The organism is Citrobacter sp. RHB35-C21 (assembly GCF_013816515.1).
GTDB classification, from domain to species: Bacteria; Pseudomonadota; Gammaproteobacteria; order Enterobacterales; family Enterobacteriaceae; genus Citrobacter; species Citrobacter braakii.
The window spans coordinates 67,057-91,680 of the sequence record NZ_CP057148.1; the positions used below are offsets into that span (position 1 = coordinate 67,057).

The following is a 24,624-nucleotide window of genomic DNA, read 5'->3' on the forward strand; positions in this document are numbered from 1 at the left end:
GGAGCACGACATGTCACTGAACAGAACGCAAATCGTCGACTGGCTGTACCGCTGTGGCGACATTTTCACCAAACAGAGCGATTTTCTCACCGGCCTTGATAAAGAGATCGGCGACGCCGACCACGGCCTCAATATGCATCGCGGCTTCAGCAAAGTGGTCGAAAAGCTGCCGTCGATCGCCGATAAAGACATCGGTTTTATTCTCAAGAATACCGGGATGACGCTGCTTTCCAACGTCGGCGGCGCCAGCGGCCCGCTGTTCGGCACCTTCTTTATCCGCGCCGCCCAGGTCACCCAGGCGCATCAGAGCCTGACCCTCGACGAGCTTTATCAGATGATCCGCGAAGGCGCGGACGGCGTCGTCAACCGTGGTAAAGCGGAGCCGGGCGATAAGACGATGTGCGACGTCTGGCTGCCGGTGGTGGAATCCCTGCGTCATTCCAGCGAGCAACATCTGTCTATCCCTGCCGCGCTGGATGCCGCCTGCGAAGTGGCCGAGCGCGCCGCCCACGCCACCATCACCATGCAGGCGCGTAAAGGCCGCGCCAGCTATCTCGGCGAGCGCAGCATCGGGCATCAGGATCCCGGCGCGACCTCGGTGCTGTTTATGGTTCAGATGCTGGCTGCCGCCGCCAAAGAGTAAGGAAATCGCGATGGTAAACCTGGTTATTGTTTCTCATAGCGCCCGGCTGGGCGAAGGTGTCGGAGAACTGGCCCGGCAGATGTTAATGAACGATGGCTGTAAGCTGGCGATCGCCGCCGGGATCGACGATCCCGACAGCCCGATCGGCACCGATCCGATTAAAGTCATGGAGGCGATCGAATCCGTCGCCGATACCGACCATGTTCTGGTGATGATGGATATCGGCAGCGCCCTGCTCAGCGCCGAAACCGCCCTCGATCTGCTCGATCCGGCGATGGCGGCAAAGGTGCGGCTGTGCGCCGCGCCGCTGGTCGAAGGGACGCTGGCGGCCACCGTCAGCGCCGCCTCCGGCGCCGGGATCGACAAAGTTATCGCCGATGCCATGAACGCCCTGGAAGCCAAGCGGGTTCAGCTGGGTTTACCTTCGCACACGCCTGACGCCGCCGCCCCAACGCTTGCTGACGACGGCGATGCTAAATCGGTTTCAGTCATTATTAACAATCACAACGGCCTGCACGTGCGTCCGGCATCAAAGCTGGTCGCCGCGCTGGCGGGTTTTAACGCCGACCTGGTGCTGGAGAAAAACGGCAAATGCGTCACCCCGGACAGTCTGAATCAAATCGCTCTGCTACAGGTGCGCCGCCACGATAAGCTGCGCCTGCTGGCCCGCGGTCCGGACGCCGATGCGGCGCTGGCGGCGTTTCAGGCGCTGGCCGCCGATAACTTCGGCGAGTCGCCGGAGGCGCAGCCGACAGCGGAACCCGCCATACCTGCGCGTGTTGAAGGCGCCGCGATGATTTATCCGCAGGCGCCGATCCAACCGGCGCTCCCCGCCGCCGCCGACATCGCCCGCGAGCAGCAGCGCCTGCGCCAGGCGATCGACCAGACGCTGGCCGATCTCAATGCGCTCACCGAGCTGGCGGAACACAAATTTAACGCCGATATCGCGGCGATCTTCGCCGGTCATCACACCTTGCTCGACGATGAAGATCTGTTTGATGCCGCCAACGATCGCCTGCTCACCGAACAGTGCTCGGCGGAATGGGCGTGGCATCAAGTGCTGATGGAGCTCAGCCAGCAGTATCGTCAGCTGGATGACGCCTATCTGCAGGCCCGTTATATCGATGTCGACGATATTCTGCAGCGCACGCTGCGCCATCTGCAGGGTATTAAGGAGACGCTGCCATTCGCCAGTGAGCCGACGATTATTATCGCCGACAATATTTATCCCTCGACTGTACTCCAACTGGATGCCAGCAAGGTCACCGGCCTGTGCCTGCGCGACGGCAGCGAACAGGCCCACGGCGCGATTATCGCCCGCGCGGCGGGGATCGCCTGGCTATGCCAGCAGGGCGAAGCGCTGAATGATATTCAGCCTGGCGAAGCCATCACGCTCGATATGCGTCTGCAACGTCTTATTCGTCGCTAAATCCACTTTGACCGTTACCACTCCGGGGGCCCGCCTCCGGAGGGTGAGTTTTCGCTTACTGATCAGGAACCACTATGTCTCAATTCTTTTTTAACCAGCGCGCCAGCCTCGTTAACGACGTGATCGAGGGAACCATTATTGCCAGCCCGTGGAACAACCTCGCCCGCCTGGAGAGCGACCCGGCGATCCGTGTAGTGGTACGCCGCGATCTGAATAAAAACAACGTGGCGGTGATTTCCGGCGGCGGCTCCGGCCATGAACCGGCGCACGTCGGCTTTATTGGTAAAGGCATGCTGACCGCCGCGGTCTGCGGCGATCTGTTCGCCTCGCCGAGCGTCGATGCGGTACTCACCGCGATTCAGGCGGTGACCGGCGAGGCGGGCTGTCTGCTGATCGTTAAAAACTACACCGGCGATCGGCTTAACTTCGGCCTCGCGGCGGAGAAAGCGCGCCGTCTTGGCTATAACGTAGAGATGCTGATCGTCGGCGACGATATTTCGCTGCCGGATAACAAACAGCCGCGCGGTATCGCCGGGACTATTCTTGTGCATAAGGTGGCGGGTTATTTCGCCGAGCGCGGCTTCAACCTCGCCACCGTCCTGCGTGAAGCGCAATACGCCGCCAACCATACCGCCAGCATCGGGGTGGCGCTGGCCAGCTGTCACCTGCCGCAGGAAGCGGAAAGCGCGCCGCGCCATCAGCCCGGCCACGCCGAGCTGGGGATGGGCATCCACGGCGAACCGGGAGCCTCGACGATCGCGACCCATAACAGCGCGGAAATCATGCAGATTATGGTAGAGAAGCTGACCGCCGCCCTACCTGAAACCGGCCGCCTGGCGGTGATGCTCAATAATCTCGGCGGCGTGTCGGTGGCCGAGATGGCGATTCTGACCCGCGAGCTGGCCAACACCCCACTCCATGCGCGCGTTGACTGGTTGATTGGCCCGGCTTCGCTGGTAACGGCGCTGGATATGAAAGGCTTCTCGCTGACCACTATCGTGCTGGAAGAGAGCATTGAAAAGGCGCTGCTGTCGGATGTCGAAACCGCCAGTTGGCAGAAGCCGGTGCAGCCGCGGGCTGTTAATATCATGCCGTCCGCGCTCGCCAGCGCACGCGTCGCCTTTACGCCATCGGCCAACCCGCAGGTGGGCGATTACGTGGCGCAGGTGACCAGCACCCTCTCCGGCCTCGAAACCCATCTCAACGCGCTTGACGCCAAAGTGGGCGACGGCGATACCGGCTCCACTTTCGCCGCTGGCGCGCGTGAGATTGCCGCTCTATTGCAACGCCAGCAACTGCCGCTCAATGATTTACCCACGCTGTTCGCGCTAATTGGCGAACGCCTGACGGTGGTGATGGGCGGCTCCAGCGGCGTATTGATGTCGATTTTCTTCACCGCCGCCGGGCAGAAGCTGGAGCAAGGCGCCAGCATGGCGGAAGCGCTGAACGCCGGTCTGGGGCAGATGAAATTTTACGGCGGCGCCGATGAGGGCGACCGGACGATGATTGACGCTCTACAGCCGGCGCTGGCGGCGCTGCTGGCCGAACCGGATAATCTGCAGGCCGCTTTCGCCGCGGCGCAGGCCGGCGCGGATCGCACCTGCCAGTCGAGCAAAGCCGGCGCCGGACGCGCCTCCTATCTCAATAGCGAGAGCCTGCTCGGCAATATGGACCCCGGCGCCCACGCGGTGGCGATGGTGTTTAAGGCGCTGGCGGAACGCTAAGCCTCACCCGGTGGCGCTGCGCTTACCGGGGCGACATAACACCATTGAAAGGTAGCCCGGAGAAGGCGCAACGCGCCGCCATCCGGGTTTACCACACTGCCGATTATTTGCTATGCCAGTACGCCTGCGAACGCACCAGTTGCTGATCGATACTCGGCTCCTCAAAGCGCGCCAGCAGCGATTTCACCACGCCGCCTTCTCCGGTCAGCCAGATAAAATAATCTTCTGACGGCACCTTGACCTGAGCCAGCCGCTCGGCGACGAACGCCGGGTTGTGGCCTACCACCCATTCGATATTAAAGCCGTCGAGATCCGCCAGATAATCTTTATACGAAGCATCCGCGACGGTGACGATGGCCGTCACCTGCGGCGTCACCGGCAGCTGACGTAATCCCAGCAGGCGACGGCGCAGCGCCGGCATGCCCGACTCGTCACAGACATAAAGCTGCCAGGCGTAATCTTCCGGCACCACCAGCGAGCCGCGCGGCCCGCCGATCACCAGCTTATCGCCGATGTTGGCTTCCAGCGCCCAGCGGCTGGCAATACCGCCATCGTGGATATAAAAATCGTAAGCCAGCTCGTGGCGTTCGGCATCGTACAGCGGCGTGTAGTCGCGGGTCGCCGGGCGCACGCCCTCGCCCCAGTTAATGCCTTCGTCGGTCACTTCCGGCGGCGTAAATACGCTGCCCGCCTGCGGGAAAAACAGTTTGGTGTGGTCGTCAAAACCTTGTGAAACAAAGCCATCCAGCGCCTCGCCCCCCAGCACGATCCGCTGGAACGCCTGGCCGATACGCTCAACGCGCAGCACGGTTAATTCGCGAAAACGTAGTTCGTTACGCACGCGCTGTGGGTAGCGTGAGGTGTTTTTTGTCATTTTTTCGCCTTCGTGAAGATAATACGATATATCTAAATTTATTTTTAAATGATAATGATTGCTAATCAAAAAGATTGCAAGCACTTTTTTGATATAGTCAGCTTGAGATTAAACAGCTATCAGCAATCCATAAAAACCATTAATAATCATTAAATTAAACAAAAATTATTTTATAGACTTGCAAGTCGATAAACTTTAGATATAAATTAGATATATCTAAATAACATCAGGAGACGATGATGCAAAACCATCATGAAGGTTGCTGTAAACATACAGAGCACCAACACGAAGGCTGCTGCAAGGGTGAAGGACATCACCACGAAAGCCGCCACAGTGAGCACCATGCAGGCTGCTGCAAAAGTGAAGAGCATCGCCACGCAGGCTGTCACCAGGAACATCACCACGAACAGGGTGCGGACGCCGCCACGGTCGCGGCGGAGGTGGTGGTCGTCGCCAGTGCATCTCCGTCACTAACAACGAAGTCGCTGCCGACGAACAGAAAAAATTGCGCGAACAGGGCTTAAGGCCTGGAGATCCTGATTGGGAAAAGTGGGGGATCTGTGATTATATCACCAAACCACGTGTACAAGCTGCTATCACAGGCAAAACGCCGAATGAACAACCGATTAAGGTCAATTATAGGTTTACAGACGAGTTCCCAATGTCTGACGGTTTTGAGGAAAATGCCGAGTTTTTCACTCTGACCTACGAAGCTGAGAAGTCGGTTAGCCACAACTTGGCCTTTGTTCGCATTGCGCCGTTGCTATGGCTACGCGCGGGTGCGCGCGGCGAACGTATTGAAAAAATACCTACTAAAGGATGGGAAGTGACCGATGCGTACGGTCTACTGCTAGGGAAGGTGCGAATAAGCAGGTCATTTCTTCCCAAGCTGACTCGCTGATTAAAATTTCGCGGATCTGGGCCGATTTTTTTCCCGCAAACACATCGAATCAGCCTATTTAGGCTATTTTTTCCACCATTTCTGGCGTTATTTCCGGTTTTTACTGAGATCTCTCCCACTGACGTATCATTTGGTCCACCCGAAACAGGTTGGCCAGGGTGAATAACATCGCCAGTTGGTTATCGTTTTTCAGCAGCCCCTTGTATCTGGCTTTCACGAAGCCGAACTGCCGCTTGATGATGCGAAACGGGTGCTCCACCCTGGCACGGATGCTGGCTTTCATGTATTCGATGTTGATGGCCGTTTTGTTCTTGCGCGGATGCTGCTTCAAGGTTTTTACCCTGCCGGGACGCTCGGCGATCAGCCAGTCCACATCCACCTCGGCCAGCTCCTCGCGCTGTGGCGCTCCTTGGTAGCCGGCATCGGCTGAGACAAATTGCTCCTCTCCATGAAGCAGATTACCCAGCTGATTGAGGTCATGCTCGTTGGCCGCGGTGGTGACTAGGCTGTGGGTCAGGCCACTCTTGGCATCGACACCAATGTGGGCCTTCATGCCAAAGTGCCACTGATTGCCTTTCTTGGTCTGATGCATCTCCGGATCGCGTTGCTGCTCTTTGTTCTTGGTCGAGCTGGGTGCCTCAATGATGGTGGCATCGACCAAGGTGCCTTGAGTCATCATGACGCCTGCTTCGGCCAGCCAGCGATTGATGGTCTTGAACAATTGGCGGGCCAGTTGATGCTGCTCCAGCAGGTGGCGGAAATTCATGATGGTGGTGCGGTCCGGCAAGGCGCTATCCAGGGATAACCGGGCAAACAGACGCATGGAGGCGATTTCGTACAGAGCATCTTCCATCGCGCCATCGCTCAGGTTGTACCAATGCTGCATGCAGTGAATACGCAGCATGGTCTCCAGCGGATAGGGCCGTCGGCCATTGCCCGCCTTGGGATAAAACGGCTCGATGACAGCGGTCATATTCTGCCATGGCAGAATCTGCTCCATGCGGGAGAGGAAAATCTCTTTTCGGGTCTGACGGCGCTTAGTGCTGAATTCACTATCGGCGAAGGTGAGTTGATGGCTCATGATGTCCCTCTGGGATGCGCTCCGGATGAATATGATGATCTCATATCAGGAACTTGTTCGCACCTTCCCTAGCTGAGCGCATTTTGCAACGCGGACTGAGTGGTCAAGGTTGACCTTGTCGAATTCAGCCTTCAGTTGCTCATCTGGCTTAGCTTCGTTAACAGTTACCAGAATCCGACTAGCATACTCGCTACCCTTGGCTTGATTGCCTACCATCTTACCCAGTACACGGCCAGCTTTTGATTTCGCTTCAGTCAAACGTTCCTCGCCATTTTCGAGGTAGTCTTTACATGCGATAACAGCAGCAATCTCGGAAGCATGAACTTTCATCACGTCATTCAGTTCGTCACGAGATGGAGAGCTTTCCGCTGATATTGCGAAACTTGATGCATTAATTGCAAATAAACAAACAACCGCATTTAATATTATTTTTCTCATCACAGGTTTCCTTTTTATTGGTTACGAGGCAATGCTGCTTCAGACAGCTGGTAATTCAATATTGATAAGTAGGCCAGAGGTATAGTTGCTGCCGGGATTAACCATTCATACCTGAGCGAAAAGTATGACCACGAAAGTAAAACAACACCAGAGATAGCTGAAAATGCGAACAACGGCCCAATATTCATAAAAGTACTTTTACAAATGACTGGTATACTTTTCAGCAGAGAACCTTTACACCGCGTAACTGTTGGTATGAATAAAACGAGCATTGGCGTAGCGATAAATACGCTCAAAGTGGCAAGGGCGTACATATTGAAATACACTATTAGGTTGGAGTAAGCCAGACTAATGCTTGTTAATGTTGGTTGTTTATATTCAACATGGTTGGTTTCACCCGCAACCGCTGAAGCAATCATAAATTTGACTAACCACAATATTACGATCATTAGTACGGTCAGGAATAATGCATAAACTAACACAACGATAAAGTTGCGTAGTTCTTCCCAGATATTCAATCTTAGCTCTGAGCTTTGATATCGGCATAAGATAGCCGTAAGGTAGAGGGTGAGTACAACTGGCTGTAAGATAAAAAATGCAAGCCCCTCCATTGTCACATTTTTCATGATGAGTGTCAGGAGTCCACCACCAGCAATTATCGGCAAGAATATTGCCAAAATACCATGAAGAGATGCCATTGTTTTCATGGAGGACAACATTATTTGTTTGGTATCTTCGAAAGATAATTTATTGATGAGAAATGCTGACATTGTGTTTCCTCTTCATGTAGTTGGCTCAATTGTCGCATGTTGAAAAATTTGAATAGCATTTAACATCGACAAACTGACGGCTTTTTCTCTATCTCATTTTTTCTGTTCAGTTACGGGTGACGAAATTAACTCGACCAGCTCTTCCTTTCCCCACTATTCATGGGCATCAACGGAGAAAAGTTTTATGGATTCTGCGGTTCCTTCAAAGGCGTTGTCATAGCAACCCAGAATATTGATGTCGTAACCGGGCCCAGCTTCTCGGGTTAAAAGATGCTCCTTTGCGCTCCCTGGCAGTATTGCTATCAAGCGTCCTCCCGGTTTCAGGAATCTCATCGCATGTTGAAAATGTGCAATCCAGCGTGAGTCACTAAATGGAGGATTCATCAGAATTCTTTCAAACAAGCCGGTATTTTCAGGCTTGACCAATAGAAAATCATTAAGGGTGACGTTCCAGCGCAGGCCAGTAATTGCAACAGCTGCGGGGTGTATATCAAAACCAGTAACATCCACCCCCTCTGGTAACCCTTTCAGTAGCGCACCAAGACCGATATTCGGTTCCAGCAAACGCATACCTGAAGCCACCATACATTCATCAATTGCTCGTTTCTGGAGTTCTCCGACCGTTGCATAGAACTGGTGCGTATAGCGGTCAGGTATAGAACCATGTAATGCCAGAAGTTTGAATGCTTCAACGGGGCTAAAGTCAAAGTCATATACTTCTCTATATCTTCTGACAGCACCCAATGACTCCCATATGTTCACCAGTTCTTTTTTCTCACTAACAGACTGGTTGTCCCGCAGGATAAAAGTGTGCGGCCCCGGTGACAGGTGTTTGCCCGCGTTCAAATGGTCAGTGGCATATGATATTAAGGAGTTAACAGCAGAGAATGATATCAACTGCGACCGATATTCATTGGTTTTTACAGTTCTTGCGGAGTTATGGCCGGTGGTGTATCGGCGATCGAGAGGAATGCAGCCTGGCATTAAATGGGATAGTACCAGATTGAGATTGTCACAAGTTTCCTCCTCAATCAGGATATGCACATTGCCGTTAATAAACCCCTTCACTTTAAGACTATCGTTATCAATACTTACCCATTCGCCAGGGTTACTCATCATGTACTCTTTGACCGCAGCCGAATTCACATCCTCAGCACCGCTTCGTCCATACATCAGTCCAATAACCTTACGAAGGTCATTAAAATAGTTGAGATAGTCATAGGATCTGCGGTTATCTCTACTTGGTAAGCAGCTGGCTATGATGAGTTTGTTGCTGAAGCCCTGGGCACGGTTAGTCTTATGCAGAGCGGAGAGCTTTTCAAACACACCATGAACCATCTGGGCGAAGTAGTCTTTTTTCTCTTCATTCAATGCGAATGCGGTAGAAAAGATACTTTCTTCGTTGAAGGGTACAGGCTTAAGCTTCTCAAAATTTGATTCTGATGATTTTCGCCATGCCCTCAATCCTTCGTTCCAGTCATCGTATCTTTCGGTGGGCATAAATGGTTTTACGCCGGTCAGATCGAGCAGCTTTTGCCAGTACTTTTCATCGAGAGCACAGCGGGCCCGTTCTATACAGAACAAATTTTCTACAGCCAGCGTATATTTGATGGAATTGTCACAAGAATCACAGAACATGCGCCATGCTTCATCATGCCGGTTCCGCATCACTGCATCATACATGGCCTGCATGTGCTTCAGTGTTGTGTTGTATTCCACCAGCAGATCGCGCATGGCATTTAGTTTTTGAAAGCCGTCATGTTCAATGAGGCCACTTTGACTGTCTACGGGATTAGCATAAAGGCTGAGGACGTCTGATTCATTTTCATCGTTATTCGCTAATACAGCTGTCGGTAGGTTCATCAGATTTCTCCAAATAGAGAAATTATGAGACAGGTATGGCAGGTGACGAAGCAAATCGACGAACTACATAAGCCGGGATATTTGGGGATACCGTGAAGTACATAGCACGGCGGAAGTCCAAAAAAAGAGACCCCAGTAAGGGGTCTTAAATGAGGTATATATAACTATCAGATCACAGAGCCCGAAGCAGACTACTCAACGTCCTGAATTTCAGGAAGCTTCAACCCTTTCGGATAGAAGATTGTATGAACAGTCAGGTCAGCCAGGAACGTAGATTTGATAATTAATTTTATTATAGGGTTAATACTATCCCAAGAATCGGGCGAATTCCAGATAGTGGCATCACAGCTTTCAGGATACTGGTTAACTCCAGGAGCATGGCCAGCCGTGCAGCGCATTGGGTCGGTTGATTCATGCTCGCATTTAGGGCAAATATAGCGCCGCAGCTGGTGTTCACCTAGGTCTTGGTCAAAATCGTGAGGAGTTTCCCAGCAATGAACATCTTCAAGCTCAGGTAGCCTGGACGGAGTGTAAAAAGCCCACGGCACTTCCGTACCTCGCAGTACCTCAAGTGCGTGTATCACCCGCTCAGGCTCGATTTTAAGCACGTCACTGTATGCTTCTATTCGATCACGTAACAGGCTGGCCATTACAGAGATTGTATGGATATCGATACCGGCTGCTTGAGCGTCCCTTTCCAGCTGCTCAATAACGACATCAATACTTGCTGGTGGTGCAGACATAAATAACTGCGTTGCGGCTTCTTGTCGTGACATATACGAAGGTTCCTTCGGTTACCGGTGACAGTAACCGATATTTTCCCCTCGCTACAGCTGGTCACGAATTTTTTCAGCTTGTACATCGGATACCAGAACACAATCACCTGTTGCAGAATTACAAACGTAATATTTTCCGTCCTGATGCTGCTGTAATTTCAGTTTTGTACCCGTAAGTGACACTGTAACGCCACTTGCTTCAAACTGCCCTTTGTTGGTGATGAAAAAGTTGTTTTTTGCGAGGGTTCCGGCTTTCAAATCAACGCCTCTGATCACTTCACCCAGGTCCCATTCGTTCATTACTGAGCGTTGTTTATGGATCAAGGAGCCAAGACAGACAAACACCACGACACTGATTGCAGCAAGACCCATAAGGTTTTTAAACGAATGGTGGGCTTTCAGGTCAAGCGTCTTCGCTTCTACCAGCTGCTCGGACGTTAACTGGACAGCTCGATTGTTACGCGAAGGACGTTTACGTTGGTTAGCAGTCATGGTTCACCTCTGTTTGAAGGAGAGATAATTTTAAACCTGCCAGTATATAAGCGATCTGAATTGGGTGAAGCGAATCATCAATGCTCATGGCCAGTCTACCCTTCTGATTGGTATCTACGGCTTTGCTGCCTCGGTACTGGTATCCATATCTCTTCCTGGCAAGTTCCAGGCCAGCCAGCATGTACTGGACTTGCTGTAACGATAATGAATCAATTTGCAGAGACTTGAGCCTGTTTTTTTGCTGGCACAGACCAAATAACTCCCTCGACTCGAAATCGTCGGGGTAAGAGTGTAGTAACCCATCAACTGAGCAGGCATTCAACTTATCGAATTCACGTTCAATACCCTCGACCGAGAAATGTCGGTCTCGAACGGACTCGACTCTACATTTGCTGAGCTGGCCATCTGGTGTGGCTACAAATATAGTTGCGCCTTCGGTCAGGTCTCCAGTCCAGTTTGTATGATTAGTCATATACGCTCCGTAATGGGCCTACTAAACAATATTATCACGGCTGAATATTTGACGAAGCAGTGCGCGATACGCGCCATGATAATGTTAAATTAGTCGTTTATTTGATAGCACCATTTTTCTCTGAATACTGTTCAAACCAGAAAACAATGGGTTTCTCTACAATGCTTATCTGGCCGAATCTTTCTGCCGTTCTGAAATTCATACTACTCTTCCGTGCCCTTTCAACCTGTAAACTTATTTGTTTGCGGAACATTTCCAGTGAATATGTTGTTTTGAGCAGATTGCAGGGCGCACAGGCTGGGAAAAGATTTTCTAAGCAGTTGGCACTTTCATTAAACACTTCACCGGTAGCCTTAAGCTTAAATTTCCCTCTGGCCGCAGCTTGCATATCCTGGACGGATTTCCTTAGCACAGGTTCTACGTGATCAGCGTGCCAACCTTTTTCTTTCAGTACCTCGCCACAATATGCACATCGACCACCAAATTTAGCCCTCAGTACTATTCTTTGTTTTTTTGACAGAGACATAATAAATTCCTTGTGGAACTAAGAGAATCGGCCATCGTCTATTGATTCAGCGATGTTGACTGCCAGGGCGTTATCGTCCAAGCCTGACAACGTTTCATAGCGAAAGACAGGAATGTGAGTTCTTTTAAAAAGGGCAATAATGAACTCTCCTTCAGGCTGAGCGCTGATAGCATCTTCATTGATCATTGCTAGCACTAGTTCCCCGGTATGCGCATCGGAGAGAACAAAATCGAACACGAATTCATCTGCGTACTGTTGCGCCTGAAGTACGTCAACCGGGGCAACCGGTTCATCTTCGAGCTCCAGCTCTACTAAGTCCCGGGCAAGCACCTGGGGTGCGATAATGTACTGACCATTGAACACCGCACTCAAGCGCACATAAAGATCCATCAGGACTTTTGGCAATATCGAATTTTTTTTGATGAAGTACTCGCTCAACCCATCAAGTGCGGCGTTCTCGTCGGCATCGGCATTAATATCTGCCTGCTGATCATGCTCGTCCAAAGGTTGCTGAGTTTGTTGTTGTTCTCGTTTTGTTCGACTCGCGTAGATAAGTATGAAAGCTGCAAAGCACACAAATGTCAGAAATATTGCGAGAGCGATTATATATTTTAGAGTCATGGGTTCATTCCTATAGTCTGGAGATACTCAGGCTCCTTGAACTTCATATTTTCGGGTATATGCCGCATCACCTTTTTGATGTATGGTTGTTCAATTCTCTTAAGCGTATCTAATTGAGATTGATAATCCTTAGTTCTCAAATCATGCTCAGCACCCAGTTGTCCTAATAACGTCTGAAGTTTCTTTAAGGCTTTGCTGCACTGCACTTCGGCATTATCCAGCTTTTCAATATTTAACCAGGAGAGAATATCGATAACAGGATTTATAGTCAGATCGACAAACAGATCAAGCGTGTCATCTGGTAAATTTGAATCAATAGGTGATTGCCGGGCAGGCATTTCATCTGCTAATCGCTTAAGCGCACCCATAGCTCTCTTTAACGAACTACTCGCAGAGGATGTGTCTATTGCTGAAAGTATGGATATTGCTTTACTGGTAGTAACCATATCCAGAAATTCAGTTGTGGAAGCACTATTACATTCATCCTTTGCTGTTTTTAATAGTTCACGGGCATTTTCTGCAAGTTTGAGTCGTCTGCCTGACTCGTTATATTTTATCTGAGCTTCTTTCCAGCAGTTGACTAGATGCTGATAAATCTCACAATCTGGTGATTTCGAAATTTCTTCCAACGAGGACATAACTACGTATTGAAGAAAGATGCTCCTGCATTTTGGCAGCAGCAGGTTAAGATGCAATTCACATTCGTTCAGCTTTTTTCGCGCCGGTGTCTCTCTGAAGAGACCAATAAATAGCGCCCACAATGAAAACTGACGATCTCTTGTCTCTTTAACCAACTCTTTAACTGCCAGGGCTCGGGCAATGTTAGCATTTTCAACCTGGCGTGATAACTCTTGGAGTTCTGTAGCTGTAATCATCTCTCAGCCCTTTAATGGAAGGTTTTTTCTGGTTGTTTGGCTTCTGCCGCGACACCTTGTTGTTCGTCTGACGGCGTTGTGATGAGTCCTGGGCTTTCACCCCCGAGGGCTTTTATCATTGTGTCCAGAACCTCCATAACAACAGAGGTAAACAAAACGAAATCGGCATCAAATCTTTGGGCGTGATCTTCTGGCGAAATGTCATCGTTCTGTTCAATAAGTTCTTCCGTAAAGGTCAGTCGTGAAAAGATGAAATTGTCATTCAGGATGAAAAACATCTGGTTCATCCAGCCCAGTGCAACCTTTGTCACAAGCTTTCCGGCCTCGATGTGATGAGCGATCTCATCACATATCAAATCCTGGCGTTTTGTTGTAACGACCCCCCCGTTTTCGAGCACATCTTTGAGCGTGGCTTCGTCGCATAAAGCTAGGCCAGGCGGCAGACTTCCTGTTTTGACCCACTCTGTTAACGTCAGTTCTACCGGCGTTTCCAGCGTGAATGGGATAATTGGAAGTGAGCCAATAGTTTTACGTAGCAAAGCTGTTACATCATCTGCTTTTTTATGGCTGGTGGTCTCAACAAGCAGTAGACGTGATTTAGTATCCACCCAAATGTTTGTAGTGCTGTATTTGCTGAAAGCCTTTGGTATGAGCTCAGCGAGCACGGCATCGTTGACGGCCTGGATCTCCATTTTCTTTAGCCTGCGGTTTTGCTCTTTCTCCAGTTTCTGAACCCGGGTTCGCACAATTTCTTTGATGGTCGCGGGAGGAAGTATTTTCGATTCGTGCTTAACAGTCAGAAGAATGAGATTATTCGACTCATGCTTTAACAGCTCGACATCTTCACCCAATGGCGGGATCCATCCTGACCGTGCCATATCATTAGGCCCGCAGGGAGTGTATTTCAACTCACTTAACTGTTCATCCAGCTTGTCTAATTCCAGAGCTTTTTGGATGCGGTAGACTACAAGGCTTTTGGGTTTAAATTGGCTCATCGTGGCCCTCAGCTGTTGCTTGATTAATTTTAATAAGGTCAGAGACACGCTCGCGGATCACGACACACTCCCAGTAAGTTAGAGGCTTAGAGCTCAGCACTTGTTTAAACTGCGCCACGGCAATATCAGGTGCTGTCCGATATTGTTCGGCGATATCCTGACAAAATTTCTCAGTCTCTGGGTTATGCAGCTTTTCAGAACAATGGAAGCGTTTCATGCCGCAGCTCCCTTTTTCGAGTTATCCGCTAATTTGACCGCGAAGATTTCTGAAGCTTTTTTCCCATCCCCGCTGCCTTTAAATATGCTTCTCCGGGCAGTCACACCATGAATAGCGAAGGCTTGATAAAGCTCACGAATATCAGGCGCATCGTGGCATGATGCGATGACATGAACCCCGCGTTCAGGCAGCAACTGGAGCAGTTTGGTAAGCTCAATCTGCATAGCGGGTGTAAAACCGCTGGCATGGTAAGCCGTGAATCTGCCGGGATTAACATATGGTGGGTCGCAATACACCACATCACCCGGGCGGGCCATTGATAGCGTGGTCTGGAAGCTGGCGCAAAGTAAAGTTGCTGAGGACATTTTCTCAGCCATTGCGTATAACTCTGTCTCTGGGAGATAGGGGTTGGCGTAATAACCCCAGGGGACGTTAAAGATGCCTTTCCGGTTGTATCGGCATAGTCCGCGATGGCCAAACCTATTCAGATAGATAAACAGAGCAGCTTGAGTGTCACTTGCACTATCATGATTATTGAACTGGCTTCGCAGCTCATAATAGGCGTCCTCAGAACGCCCGAGACAGTAAAGGCGTTTAAGCTCAGAAAGTACCTTTTCAGGCGACTTAAAAATACTCTGGTATGTATCGATCAGGTCGCTATTAATATCGGCCAAAATGTATTCTGGGTAATTCGTATTCATCATTACAGCGCCTGAACCGCCAAAGGGCTCAATAAGCCGACCACCTTTCGGTAGTACATGCTTAAGACTTGCCATAATGTTGTGTTTGGCTCCTACCCACTTCAGAACGCTTTTCATTTCATTCTGGCTCCAGAATATTAGGACGCAGTGATCGCGACCAATGGGAGCGAGATGGCATATAGCCATCCCGTCAGGAAGCTTGTTTTAACGTTATCACGCCCATGAAATTGGCTATTTCGAAAAGGCCGACAAAACGAGAGCGTTTTGTCAGACACGGACAGGCATGATGATGTCGTAATTGTTTTTGTTTACTGAAATCAATATGCCGGTCGTTGTATCACGCAAAGCAATCTGTGCGGCTTCTCCTTCTTCCGAACACGCCCCCAGGCTTGCCAGTGATTCCAGGAGGTAATCGGCATTCATACCGATATCAACAATTGTTTCGGGCTCGCCTGCCTCTTTCGCAATGTCCATCACCTCTTTGCAACTGATTGCATTTGAGCCGGGCGACTTAAGCTGTAGGGCGTTGTCTTTGAATGACATCACACAAACACTGGTGTTGTTTGGCGAGCCCTCTTTAAGCAATGGGGTTGCGCGTTTTAGTGCGGTGGTGAGTTCAGAAGGATCAACCTTAAACAGTTCAGTATTTTTGGCTACCGTGCTGGCCACGCGCTTCCAGTCCGGGTAACGGCCATCGACAAGATTTGAAATGACTGTATGGCTTCCGAGCGTAAATGTCAGGTTACGGTTGCTGTAGTCAATTTTGAATTGACCCTGGCTACCGCTCAGGATTTTATGGAGCACGGGGAAAACCCCGTTGGGTAAAATCACACCTGCATTCGTGTTACTGATAGAGGTAGGAGCTGTCGGAGATTGAATCTCATCGCCCACGTCATCGCTGAAGTCGATATCATGAGAACTGACGGCCATACGATGTCCATCAGTGGCTACAGCAATAAATTGGCCATTATCGATACCGAGGTAGACCCCATTCATATAAAAGCGGACATCGTTCTGAGCCGCAGCGTGGCTGACACGCTTGATAATCTGACTCAGCATCTGCGTTGGAAAGTAAACGCTGTAATTATGTTCCAGCGTCTCAGCCTGAATTTCGGGTATATGGTCTAAGCAAACCGGGATGTTATAGGAGTTTTTGTCGGTGCGAATGACAAGATGGTTTTTTGCCGCATGGAAGCGGACGTTAATTTCATCTTCGCCGCGCATGTTGCGGATTAAAGAAAAGAGTTGTGTTGCAGGTACTGATACGTCCATATCACCATTGCCCCCCGATACCGTCCCTTTACTGGTAATTTGGGCAGAGTTTAAGTCAATGCCAAGGGCAGAAAGACAATCCCCACGTAACCGCAGCGTGATCATCTCCAGTACTTTCATTGCAGGAGACCGGCGAATAACCATACACGGCATTTCGATAATTTTGAGAAGTGCTTCAGCAGAAATATCAAACCCTGGAAGCTCTTTAAATGATAAGCGTCTTGCCTTTGGTTGAACTGCGTCTATTGTAGATGCGTCTGTCATTTTACTGTCTCCCATAATTATCCGTGTTAAATTAATCGTACCCCCGGTCAATCAAGTGACGAATAGCAAATTATGAAAAAATGAAGTTTATTTGTGGTGACGGCGATAACCTAATTCAAACGCGAACTGCCATTGGTATTCATTTAAAGCACATCCAAGAGATGTGATGGCCTCAACAATTTCCTTTATAATGAGGTTGCCTGAATTCAATCTGTACTCGTAGTACCAACCTATATCAAATGCGATAAGCTGGAGGCGGAAAAGATGGATCTGAGGAACGTAACCAGTAACGCCGCTAAGCGCTTTTATATAAATGAGTTCCCCTTCCATTTCTGATAGAAAAACCATGTCAAGAATATTGGACGCGAAATTCGTCATGGTGAACATAAATTGAGCCTCTTTATTGAGCCTCGCGTAACACATCGGATGCCTTAAAGTAGCCGAGTCGGTGCATCATTTTATTGATCTGACCTACTTTGCCATCAGACCCTTCATACTTACTCAACCGGTGAAGTAAGATACGCATGGACATCAACACACTGTCTGATGCGTTATCACCACGGGTAAGTAGTTTATCAGTACTATCTGAGTATGACCCCGTAAGTGCCGCGCTCACCAAATCACCGGCAATAGCATCCGGGTGGCACAATGCCATCAAACCGATAATCAATTCCTGCCGATTAAGTTCCGTTTCTGTCAGGCCTGTTTTTGAAGTGAGTTCTGCTAGTAAATTATCAGTGCTCATTATCATGCTCCTTTTGCTTATGTTCTCCCGGTTGAATGGCGGAAGAGTCTTTACTACTGCGTGAAAATACATCCGCGACCAGAAATTTAGCTTTCTCTGAAGGACTCATAAATTTCCAGAGTTCATCAGGATATTCATCGTCATGCTTTTCAGATTTTTTCAATCGGGAGATTCCTTTTAATTTTGCAGCCATGCGGCTCCGTCCATACGGACGGATTGGCATTGTAAAATTTTGCTGCGAACTATCAATCAGACCAGTAAAGTGACGACCCATATAAATACCTCTAAGTGCAGTAGTTATTTTTTCCCGATTCAAAGCTCCGCCTTTAACGTCATACTACGGGATAGCATTACTGCAACGAAATATTCAGGGATTGTTTACGGCGTTTTGAAGGTGTTATCCATTACCGTTTTACTTCTCGCTACCCAGTCGTTTGCATCACTGCAATTGATGTTTGACGCTACGACCTGACGGGCGGATGTATAGATTGGACTTGCATAACCACCATTCCCGGCAACTACCAGACGGATACTGTTGAGATATGCGTAAACAGGATCCTGTAGGATTGTAGAATCGATGGATGCCTGCTGTTTACAGCTATCGCTACGCATCTTTACTACATCAGTTGCGACCATGACGCATTCAGGACATTCATTTTTAAGCTGAATGAACTGAGTTGGTGTCTGCCCCGCTGCCGGACTTCCATCTGCTCTAAGAGGAATATTGGCTTCAGCAATATTGATGCAGAAAGTCGATCCCGCAATTAGCGCCAGCAATAATTTCGTTTTCATATAACCTCGCCTTATTTAATTCAGATTTATCGAACTGAGCTTACTGCTTTAAGTGGTGAGTAAGAAAAAAAAAGGGTGACAAAACGGGGGGTGTTTTTTAACCTTAATCATATCCCATATGATTAGGTTGATTATGAACAATGCCAATATGCAGGGAGATGGTACTGAACATCGCCTGGAGCGCTTTTCCCGTATTCAGAAGGATGCGTTGGTACTTCTTCTTTTGTGCAAAGAAAAAGGCACTGCGATAGTGCCATTCACCAGGTTGCTGGGGTTTATTAACTCTGTTCCAGACAGCCAGGATGTAGCTGAGCCCAACCTACGTAAGTCACTCAAAACATTGCAGCAAAATGGCTATGTATGGAAGTACCGGAACAAAAACGATCTTACAGTTTCATTTGAGTTAACTTCATCAGGAGAACTCCAGGCAACTTCATTTCGGGTGCGAAGATTAGAGGCATGGGGCCAGGCAGACGAGTAAAACTCGTCTGCTGGTGGTTACACAGAAAGATACTTTTTACTGATAGTTAAAGCGCTGCGTCGTTTTAATGCAAATGGACGATTATCAGAAAGTCTGGAAGCATTACCGGCGCGAATGAATATGCGTTTCATCCTGCGGTCAAAATGTTCTTCTGACCAGCCGAAGGGATACGTACCCTTAATACCATCTATTGGCCCGGCAAGAATGCGAGCGGTTTCGCTACGAAGAGTACTTCCCCTTAAACCAAATGAGCTAAGTTTATTTCTTATCAGACTTACAGAAAATTTCCTGGGTTTTAAAACACCCTTAATACAGTACAGATGTTTACTCATAGCATTACCCTTTTATTATGGGAACGATTAGCTGCGCTGCATAAAGTCGATGGATTGGCGTTTGTTTTCTTCGATTATCTTCATTGCCTCTTCAAGCCATCCAGCATCTTCACCCCGGCTGGTTAGCTCTTTGTGCTTTAGTTTGAGTGCAAATACTGCGTCATCAGCACCGGCAGTAAACAATTCTTGTCTGACTTGTTGTGTGCTGGTTGTACCATTTATAACACCAACCATATAATTCACGATATCAATAACTTGGGGGAGTAAATCTGGATCCTCATGATTAATCTCCTCGATACTGACAAACGGCAGTAACCGGTCAATCAGCATATGGGCTAGGTTGGTGATATTCAGCAGGAATAGGTTATCGTTCTCGGTGTCGCTTTTGCTTTTTACTTCTGATGCGGTAAACGACTGAACCCGGCGATTGTATTCGCACTGCCACTCCTTACAGGCACTGATCATCCAGTTCTGTATCTCTTCATCAGAAGCGTTGGATGATGGAATGTCCATCGCAGCAGGGAGAACTTGATCCCATGGGTAAACATGAGAATCAATCATCACGCCTTCCGCGTTACGCATTAACTCAGATAAAGCCACTATGATGCGGCGCATCAGATGGTTTTCAGTGAGGAGAGTAAACTCTTGTTTCGATGCACCAACGAGCTCGACGTTGAGTCCTGTCAGCGAGTCGTTAGTGTTTGGCATAGTAACAGGCCTCCTGCCCTAAAAGATGATTATGAACCAGTCCGTGGTCGCAGGGTTTAGTAGTGCCAGTCAGCGTATCCGATTTTACGCTTTCGTCTTGATCACCAGTGTTCACTGAGGGTAGTAAAGTTTTGACGACGTTTTTCATAAAGACCTTATACTGTCATGACAGTCGTATGTAATTTTAGATAAGTTCTATAAGACATCTCAAAAAATAATGGTAATCCGCGAGCAGATTACCATTCAGGCATTCATCAATCATAATATGCTACGGTTATTATTTTATAATACCGCACTGCTTTGCTATCTCGATAACATCGCCATTTTTTATGATGATACCCAGAGTTTGCGCATCCTCAATGTGTCTAGTGGCGCATCCACCGACAGCTTTAACCTGCTCGATGAGACGGTCTGAGGCAGCAGCAGTATACGCCAGTGTACTGTCTGGAGTGTTGAGACTGAACAGATAAAAGCCTGAGACAATTCCCAAAATTACCAGTAGTCCACTTCTGAGTATCGCCGAAAAAAGGGCCGCAACGCAAATTGCACCACCGGCATAAATAGCAGCCTGGCCATATGACATAGACCCATTTTCCAGTATCGTCTGGAGTGCGTTATTGAATTCATTCACGGCAATAATTCCCCATTAGTTATGATACAAATTAAAACAGATATGCTGCTAATCATTAAAAGGCTATCTCAGTTCCATAAGCACCAGTGCTTCCTGGAACTTCATCCTGATTTCCCAAATAATAATTTTCCATTGTTGGGGGCGAGTTGCGTGGTGTTGCTGGCCTCGCGTTCGTGTTTTGTGGCCTGCGGCTATAACTGGTATTCTGCCGGTGATCCTGCCCACGGTTCTGCTGGAGGTGACGACTCACCAGTTTATTACCGCCTACATTGACTTTGCGAAGAACATGCCCCTTCACGGGGTTGACAAGTACGTCCATAAAGAAGCGTTCTTTACCATCCTCCTTGATTAGGCGGGTACGCAATTGGGCCTCCAGGTACACTCCTGTCCCGACATGAAGATGATTGCGGGCCACATCAGCAAATTGACCAAGCAAAATGATCTGATAGTGTTCTTCCGTAATTTTCTCCAGACCAGATTTATCCTCCATTGAGGACTCAGATGTTGTTACATAAATCTTTGCGTAGATGCCGTGGGTAGGGTGTTGTCGGATTTCAGGCTCACGGCCTACAGTACCTTCGATAATTACTTTGCTATAGCCACGATTAGTCATACACCCTCCCCAGCTCTGTATCGGATGACATTATTATCAGCCTGTCCGGTCTGGTGACGAATGGTAATTCGTTAAATAATTGCACTGCACATCCATAAAAATAGTCAGGATATTAAGTTTGTGGTGAGAAGGACGGCACATCAGACAAAAAAAATCCCGGCCAGGCCGGGAAAGGTGATCTTTATGCCAGCGTACTCGCCAGCGTTCTCTTTGTTATGTCCCCATACTAAACATGTATGGCCCAGAGTGAAACAATTTTTGAAACCTGCAATGAAAATACATTGTGTTTCCATTTTGTTTACCTGAAAAGAGACGAAATGTATTATTGCTTGAGATGCCTTTTTGCCATACGTTTTAGGGTTTGGAGTATTGTTTGGTAAGCAGCGAGTTCATTTTTGTACTCAGCAATCTCCGTCTCATTCTTAACATAGTCGTTTTCAAGCTTAGCTATAGTATCAGTGTATTCTTGCATACTCTGTTCAACTTTTTTTGTTGCTGTACGAAACGCAGCGCTTTTAGTCGTTCTGATACCAACGGGGAATGTTTTCCCGATTTCCACGTCATGTTTATAGAAACTGCTGATGCTTGTATTCCAGACGCTTGGCTTTTTGTCGCTAGGCCGAATTTTGATAAATGTGATTCCAGGGATTTTATCCACAAGAAAAACAGTTTTTTCACTGCCTTCTGCCGCATTCTTTTTCATTCGAATTGTTTTTACGCCAACTTCTATTAATTCGACGCTGGTTTTTATTTTCGACGGGTTGTCTACGTCCATATCAATAAATACCCGCCAGCATGACTGGCCCTCTTTTATCGATGAAGGACACGCTTGTGGAAAATGGTCTTTGTACATGGTAAACCCCAACAACCTGAAATATGTAGGATAAAGATTAAGGGCATTTATGCTGCTTACGAAATTCGGGGCGACTCACTAATCACAGGGTGCGCTGGATTGACTCTGCGGCCTGTTGCCTTAGTGCGTTGCTGATACCAATTGCTTCAGCGAGATAAGCAAGATTATCCACCAGCACACATCGTGTCCCGGAACTGAGATCTCCAGTTACTCCCCAGCGGAGCATTTCACCAGGAGCCGGTTCATAATTATCCAGTTCACACTCAGGAAGGTCTACTGGCTCTCCCAGATAATCAATTAAGACCGGCCTGATATCGCTATATTCGGCATCAATACCAAGTGGCAGATCTTTCCTGACATATTGCCTCAGAACAAATAAATCCCTTTCGCTACATTGAGGGAAAATTCCAACCGGCAAGTTTGTGATAAGAATAGCTGCACCTTTTGAATCGCCAATTTCCTGAACGAGTTTTGCGGCGCACCAGACCGCCCCCTTCAGGAACTCCAGATTTTCATGCGATTGCTGTAATGACATATGACCTCTTTCTTATTGTCTGGCCCGCTTAAATCCATCGTTGCCATATGATTTAAAATACTCAGTAAACCCCTTATCGCTTTCACGAGTGTCGGCTGCGGCTTTCGAATTTGCCTCTTGCATGTCTCTTTCGCCTTTTTCCTGGCTGAGTTTCATGAAAGTCTTAATGTTATCGTCATTAGGGTCAGCCAGTACTTTCTGATAAGCCTTCTGGTAGCGCTCATCCAGGCTTAACCCTATTCCGAGACTCTGGCATCCGCTAATGCCGGTTATGAAAGCAATGATCAGAAACTTTCGTAGGTACGCACATTTCATCATTACTCCTACCGGGATGACCCGAGCATTTTGTTCCAGGCCGTAATCAGTGACTGAATCCCAGAAGTGGGCACAGGAGCAACCCATTTACAGCAGCTGAACCACAGGCGGTTAAACCGGTGAGGCATTTTCGTGATGTAGTTTTCCTTATACTCAAAGTTGTATTTATCACCAACGATGCGCGGAACTTCTTTGCAGAACGGACAGCGTTGAGCACCCGCGCTCATTTCAGGAACGATGATGAACTCGGTTTCCCCCAGCGTATCTGGATCCCACGGTTCGCGTTCACGCCAGCATGTGCCTTCTGGGAGCACGATATTCTCGTCGCATACGATGTATTCAAAGGTGGGAAATAACAGTTGATGAACACCGTGTTTACGCCAGCGCACTAACGCCAGAAACTCAATATGTTCTGAGCTATCGGCTTCCCGGGGAACAATAAAACGGTATACACCTGCTTTAGTCGGTAACCCTTCGCCCCGGATGCCAACTGGAGTCCAGCTTGGTTCTGTTGAGATACGGCGTAGTGCAGTCATAGTTACTCCCATTAAATTTTCTTCGTTCAATTTCCAGAATGAATCGATCTTTAAATCACTCTAACGGTAACTATTCCGATTACGAAATTCCGTTACCTTTAGGAATGATCGTGTTAACAGCCAGCATTGCATTTTTGAAGAAGTGTGCATTGCTACTTCTTAACTTAACAGAAGCATTAGAACTGACCGGGCTCAATGCCAGTAATGCGGTGCTGCGTCCCAGCCAGCGATAATATGAGAATAAACCCCACGAATTCAGGAATTCTCGTTTCATAATTGACATCAATTCAGATCTATCAGTCTGGTTAACTTTTGGGAACGTAATGAAAACTGCGCTATCCGGGTTCCGGGACAACCAACTGAAAACCTCTTCATTGGTGTAATAATACTTACCTTGCGTAAACACTCGCCCATTAAATCCTAATCGCACGACTGAGGACGGTATAATGTTATGGCAATAATCGAGCATGGGATATCCCATTTTCATCTGAGCGATATCAATGCGATTATCGCTCGGAATGCTTGCAGGTGCATTTGCATTTTTGAAACCGCGAGTACTGATCGAGTAATGACCGTCATCTGCATTCTGATAAACCCAGAATGGCTTGCAATACTCTTCTGAGTCTATAGCGGCTGTAAGATACGCTTCATCATAACTTTCAAATAACTTTTTTACTTTAGTCTGGTGGTCTGCAATATTTCTGGATTGAAGGTCTGGCCTGATTTTTAAAGGAATAGAATACACCGGTTCAAATGCCTTGACCGTATGGCCAGAACTCGTATGGTTTAGCAAATACCCAACCCACTCACGTTGAATTCCTTTTCCTATATACTCGCCGCTGTTCGCCCCTGCGTTGGTATCAAAACGCACGATAGATGTTCCACGCGCAGAAAGCATATTTTCAAATTCAGCACGGATAATGTTGGTATTTTTGCTAGTTAACGAATTCTGGAGATCATGCATATGTAGCCACCATTCATGTTTCAGCTTCGACTCTCACTATAATCACATGTTGAAATTTATTGTTACAGTGAGAATGAGGACGTTTTGCACCCAAAAATAAATAGCTTTTTCAACCGCAATTTGTGGGCATAAATGGTTTTTCTTAGCGTAAAAAAATAGCCGACTATGTCGGCTATTGTGACGAT

At 48.3% G+C, this 24,624-nt stretch carries 32 protein-coding genes and 2 pseudogenes; 6 read left to right on the top strand and 28 right to left on the bottom strand.

What is annotated here, in order from left to right; genetic code table 11:
* Positions 1-10: 10 nt before the first annotated feature.
* From dhaL to HVZ39_RS25245, 3 genes are all read left to right on the top strand, one after another.
* The gene (dhaL, locus tag HVZ39_RS25235) at positions 11-643 is read left to right on the top strand and encodes a dihydroxyacetone kinase subunit DhaL (protein ID WP_007372179.1); all 633 of its coding nucleotides are present in this window, start codon (positions 11-13) and stop codon (positions 641-643) included.
* Positions 644-653: 10 nt separating this feature from the next.
* Positions 654-2,072 carry a dihydroxyacetone kinase phosphoryl donor subunit DhaM gene (gene dhaM, locus HVZ39_RS25240; protein ID WP_007372178.1) on the top strand — a complete coding sequence of 473 codons (1,419 nt, stop codon included), beginning with the start codon at positions 654-656 and terminating at the stop codon, positions 2,070-2,072.
* Between the two features lie 74 nt (positions 2,073-2,146).
* A complete protein-coding gene (locus HVZ39_RS25245) occupies positions 2,147-3,796 on the top strand; it encodes a glycerone kinase (protein WP_007372177.1) in 1,650 nt (549 codons plus the stop codon).
* A gap of 103 nt (positions 3,797-3,899) precedes the next feature.
* On the opposite strand, the gene HVZ39_RS25250 is transcribed toward HVZ39_RS25245, so the two are convergent.
* The gene (locus HVZ39_RS25250; protein WP_007372176.1) at positions 3,900-4,670 is read right to left on the bottom strand and encodes a siderophore-interacting protein; all 771 of its coding nucleotides are present in this window, start codon (positions 4,668-4,670) and stop codon (positions 3,900-3,902) included.
* Positions 4,671-4,909: 239 nt separating this feature from the next.
* On the opposite strand from HVZ39_RS25250, the pseudogene HVZ39_RS26760 reads away from it, so the two are divergent.
* Positions 4,910-5,127, top strand: a pseudogene (locus HVZ39_RS26760) (PadR family transcriptional regulator); the annotation flags it as partial.
* A pseudogene (locus tag HVZ39_RS25260) lies at positions 5,113-5,523 on the top strand (site-specific DNA-methyltransferase); the annotation flags it as partial. The pseudogenes HVZ39_RS26760 and HVZ39_RS25260, both read left to right, overlap by 15 nt.
* A 148-nt stretch (positions 5,524-5,671) precedes the next feature.
* Here HVZ39_RS25260 and HVZ39_RS25265 read toward each other — a convergent pair.
* From HVZ39_RS25265 to HVZ39_RS25350, 18 genes are all read right to left on the bottom strand, one after another.
* The gene (locus HVZ39_RS25265; protein WP_000019450.1) at positions 5,672-6,652 is read right to left on the bottom strand and encodes an IS5-like element ISKpn26 family transposase; all 981 of its coding nucleotides are present in this window, start codon (positions 6,650-6,652) and stop codon (positions 5,672-5,674) included.
* Positions 6,653-6,697: 45 nt separating this feature from the next.
* Positions 6,698-7,090, bottom strand: a complete 393-nt coding sequence (locus tag HVZ39_RS25270; RefSeq protein WP_032951328.1) for a hypothetical protein — start codon at positions 7,088-7,090, stop codon at positions 6,698-6,700.
* Positions 7,091-7,104: 14 nt separating this feature from the next.
* The gene (locus tag HVZ39_RS25275; RefSeq protein ID WP_009654999.1) at positions 7,105-7,860 is read right to left on the bottom strand and encodes a hypothetical protein; all 756 of its coding nucleotides are present in this window, start codon (positions 7,858-7,860) and stop codon (positions 7,105-7,107) included.
* 153 nt (positions 7,861-8,013) lie between these two features.
* Positions 8,014-9,723 (bottom strand): DUF4942 domain-containing protein, encoded by a 1,710-nt coding sequence (locus tag HVZ39_RS25280; RefSeq protein ID WP_007372173.1) that lies wholly within the window; start codon positions 9,721-9,723, stop codon positions 8,014-8,016.
* A gap of 191 nt (positions 9,724-9,914) precedes the next feature.
* Positions 9,915-10,499, bottom strand: a complete 585-nt coding sequence (locus HVZ39_RS25285; protein WP_032951326.1) for a hypothetical protein — start codon at positions 10,497-10,499, stop codon at positions 9,915-9,917.
* Between the two features lie 51 nt (positions 10,500-10,550).
* Positions 10,551-10,991, bottom strand: a complete 441-nt coding sequence (locus tag HVZ39_RS25290) for a hypothetical protein (protein WP_223226831.1) — start codon at positions 10,989-10,991, stop codon at positions 10,551-10,553.
* Positions 10,981-11,463, bottom strand: coding sequence for a hypothetical protein (locus tag HVZ39_RS25295; RefSeq protein ID WP_032951323.1), 483 nt, complete (start codon positions 11,461-11,463; stop codon positions 10,981-10,983). The genes HVZ39_RS25290 and HVZ39_RS25295 overlap by 11 nt, the downstream gene beginning before the upstream one ends.
* Before the next feature lie 97 nt (positions 11,464-11,560).
* Positions 11,561-11,989 carry an HNH endonuclease signature motif containing protein gene (locus tag HVZ39_RS25300; RefSeq protein WP_032951321.1) on the bottom strand — a complete coding sequence of 143 codons (429 nt, stop codon included), beginning with the start codon at positions 11,987-11,989 and terminating at the stop codon, positions 11,561-11,563.
* A gap of 18 nt (positions 11,990-12,007) precedes the next feature.
* Complete coding sequence (locus HVZ39_RS25305) at positions 12,008-12,610, bottom strand: hypothetical protein (RefSeq protein WP_223226832.1); 603 nt, start codon at positions 12,608-12,610, stop codon at positions 12,008-12,010.
* Complete coding sequence (locus HVZ39_RS25310) at positions 12,607-13,485, bottom strand: hypothetical protein (RefSeq protein ID WP_009654998.1); 879 nt, start codon at positions 13,483-13,485, stop codon at positions 12,607-12,609. The genes HVZ39_RS25305 and HVZ39_RS25310 overlap by 4 nt, the downstream gene beginning before the upstream one ends.
* 11 nt (positions 13,486-13,496) lie before the next feature.
* Positions 13,497-14,480, bottom strand: coding sequence for a recombination-associated protein RdgC (gene rdgC, locus HVZ39_RS25315; protein WP_007372167.1), 984 nt, complete (start codon positions 14,478-14,480; stop codon positions 13,497-13,499).
* A complete protein-coding gene (locus HVZ39_RS25320) occupies positions 14,467-14,697 on the bottom strand; it encodes a hypothetical protein (protein ID WP_007372166.1) in 231 nt (76 codons plus the stop codon). Before HVZ39_RS25320 ends, rdgC begins: the two co-directional genes overlap by 14 nt.
* Positions 14,694-15,515, bottom strand: a complete 822-nt coding sequence (locus HVZ39_RS25325; protein ID WP_007372165.1) for a Dam family site-specific DNA-(adenine-N6)-methyltransferase — start codon at positions 15,513-15,515, stop codon at positions 14,694-14,696. The genes HVZ39_RS25320 and HVZ39_RS25325 overlap by 4 nt, the downstream gene beginning before the upstream one ends.
* 150 nt (positions 15,516-15,665) lie before the next feature.
* On the bottom strand, positions 15,666-16,949 hold the full coding sequence (gene dnaN / locus HVZ39_RS25330) for a DNA polymerase III subunit beta (RefSeq protein WP_223226826.1): 1,284 nt from the start codon (positions 16,947-16,949) through the stop codon (positions 15,666-15,668).
* Positions 16,950-17,021: 72 nt separating this feature from the next.
* Positions 17,022-17,321: a hypothetical protein gene (locus tag HVZ39_RS25335; protein ID WP_009653866.1), complete on the bottom strand. Its 300-nt coding sequence runs from the start codon at positions 17,319-17,321 to the stop codon at positions 17,022-17,024.
* A gap of 13 nt (positions 17,322-17,334) precedes the next feature.
* Positions 17,335-17,679: a hypothetical protein gene (locus HVZ39_RS25340; protein WP_181633732.1), complete on the bottom strand. Its 345-nt coding sequence runs from the start codon at positions 17,677-17,679 to the stop codon at positions 17,335-17,337.
* Positions 17,669-17,995 carry a hypothetical protein gene (locus HVZ39_RS26765; protein ID WP_223227020.1) on the bottom strand — a complete coding sequence of 109 codons (327 nt, stop codon included), beginning with the start codon at positions 17,993-17,995 and terminating at the stop codon, positions 17,669-17,671. The genes HVZ39_RS25340 and HVZ39_RS26765 overlap by 11 nt, the downstream gene beginning before the upstream one ends.
* A 62-nt stretch (positions 17,996-18,057) precedes the next feature.
* Positions 18,058-18,471: a hypothetical protein gene (locus tag HVZ39_RS25350; RefSeq protein WP_007372162.1), complete on the bottom strand. Its 414-nt coding sequence runs from the start codon at positions 18,469-18,471 to the stop codon at positions 18,058-18,060.
* 133 nt (positions 18,472-18,604) lie between these two features.
* On the opposite strand from HVZ39_RS25350, the gene HVZ39_RS25355 reads away from it, so the two are divergent.
* Positions 18,605-18,952, top strand: coding sequence for a hypothetical protein (locus HVZ39_RS25355; RefSeq protein ID WP_127649446.1), 348 nt, complete (start codon positions 18,605-18,607; stop codon positions 18,950-18,952).
* A 17-nt stretch (positions 18,953-18,969) separates the two neighbouring features.
* On the opposite strand, the gene HVZ39_RS25360 is transcribed toward HVZ39_RS25355, so the two are convergent.
* From HVZ39_RS25360 to HVZ39_RS25400, 9 genes are all read right to left on the bottom strand, one after another.
* A complete protein-coding gene (locus HVZ39_RS25360; RefSeq protein ID WP_127649449.1) occupies positions 18,970-19,284 on the bottom strand; it encodes a hypothetical protein in 315 nt (104 codons plus the stop codon).
* Positions 19,285-19,311: 27 nt separating this feature from the next.
* Positions 19,312-19,992 carry a hypothetical protein gene (locus HVZ39_RS25365; RefSeq protein WP_007372161.1) on the bottom strand — a complete coding sequence of 227 codons (681 nt, stop codon included), beginning with the start codon at positions 19,990-19,992 and terminating at the stop codon, positions 19,312-19,314.
* Between the two features lie 277 nt (positions 19,993-20,269).
* Positions 20,270-20,623, bottom strand: coding sequence for a hypothetical protein (locus HVZ39_RS25370; protein ID WP_154050669.1), 354 nt, complete (start codon positions 20,621-20,623; stop codon positions 20,270-20,272).
* Between the two features lie 55 nt (positions 20,624-20,678).
* Positions 20,679-21,236, bottom strand: coding sequence for a single-stranded DNA-binding protein (gene ssb / locus HVZ39_RS25375; protein ID WP_008786804.1), 558 nt, complete (start codon positions 21,234-21,236; stop codon positions 20,679-20,681).
* A gap of 322 nt (positions 21,237-21,558) precedes the next feature.
* Positions 21,559-22,089 (bottom strand): hypothetical protein, encoded by a 531-nt coding sequence (locus tag HVZ39_RS25380; RefSeq protein WP_007372158.1) that lies wholly within the window; start codon positions 22,087-22,089, stop codon positions 21,559-21,561.
* A gap of 82 nt (positions 22,090-22,171) precedes the next feature.
* Entirely contained in the window at positions 22,172-22,624 is a 453-nt protein-coding gene (locus HVZ39_RS25385) for a hypothetical protein (protein ID WP_007372157.1), read from the bottom strand.
* A 12-nt stretch (positions 22,625-22,636) separates the two neighbouring features.
* Complete coding sequence (locus tag HVZ39_RS25390; RefSeq protein WP_032941601.1) at positions 22,637-22,942, bottom strand: hypothetical protein; 306 nt, start codon at positions 22,940-22,942, stop codon at positions 22,637-22,639.
* Between the two features lie 5 nt (positions 22,943-22,947).
* Positions 22,948-23,475, bottom strand: coding sequence for a hypothetical protein (locus HVZ39_RS25395; RefSeq protein WP_007372155.1), 528 nt, complete (start codon positions 23,473-23,475; stop codon positions 22,948-22,950).
* Positions 23,476-23,554: 79 nt separating this feature from the next.
* Positions 23,555-24,439, bottom strand: a complete 885-nt coding sequence (locus HVZ39_RS25400; RefSeq protein WP_007372154.1) for a hypothetical protein — start codon at positions 24,437-24,439, stop codon at positions 23,555-23,557.
* Positions 24,440-24,624: the final 185 nt, after the last annotated feature.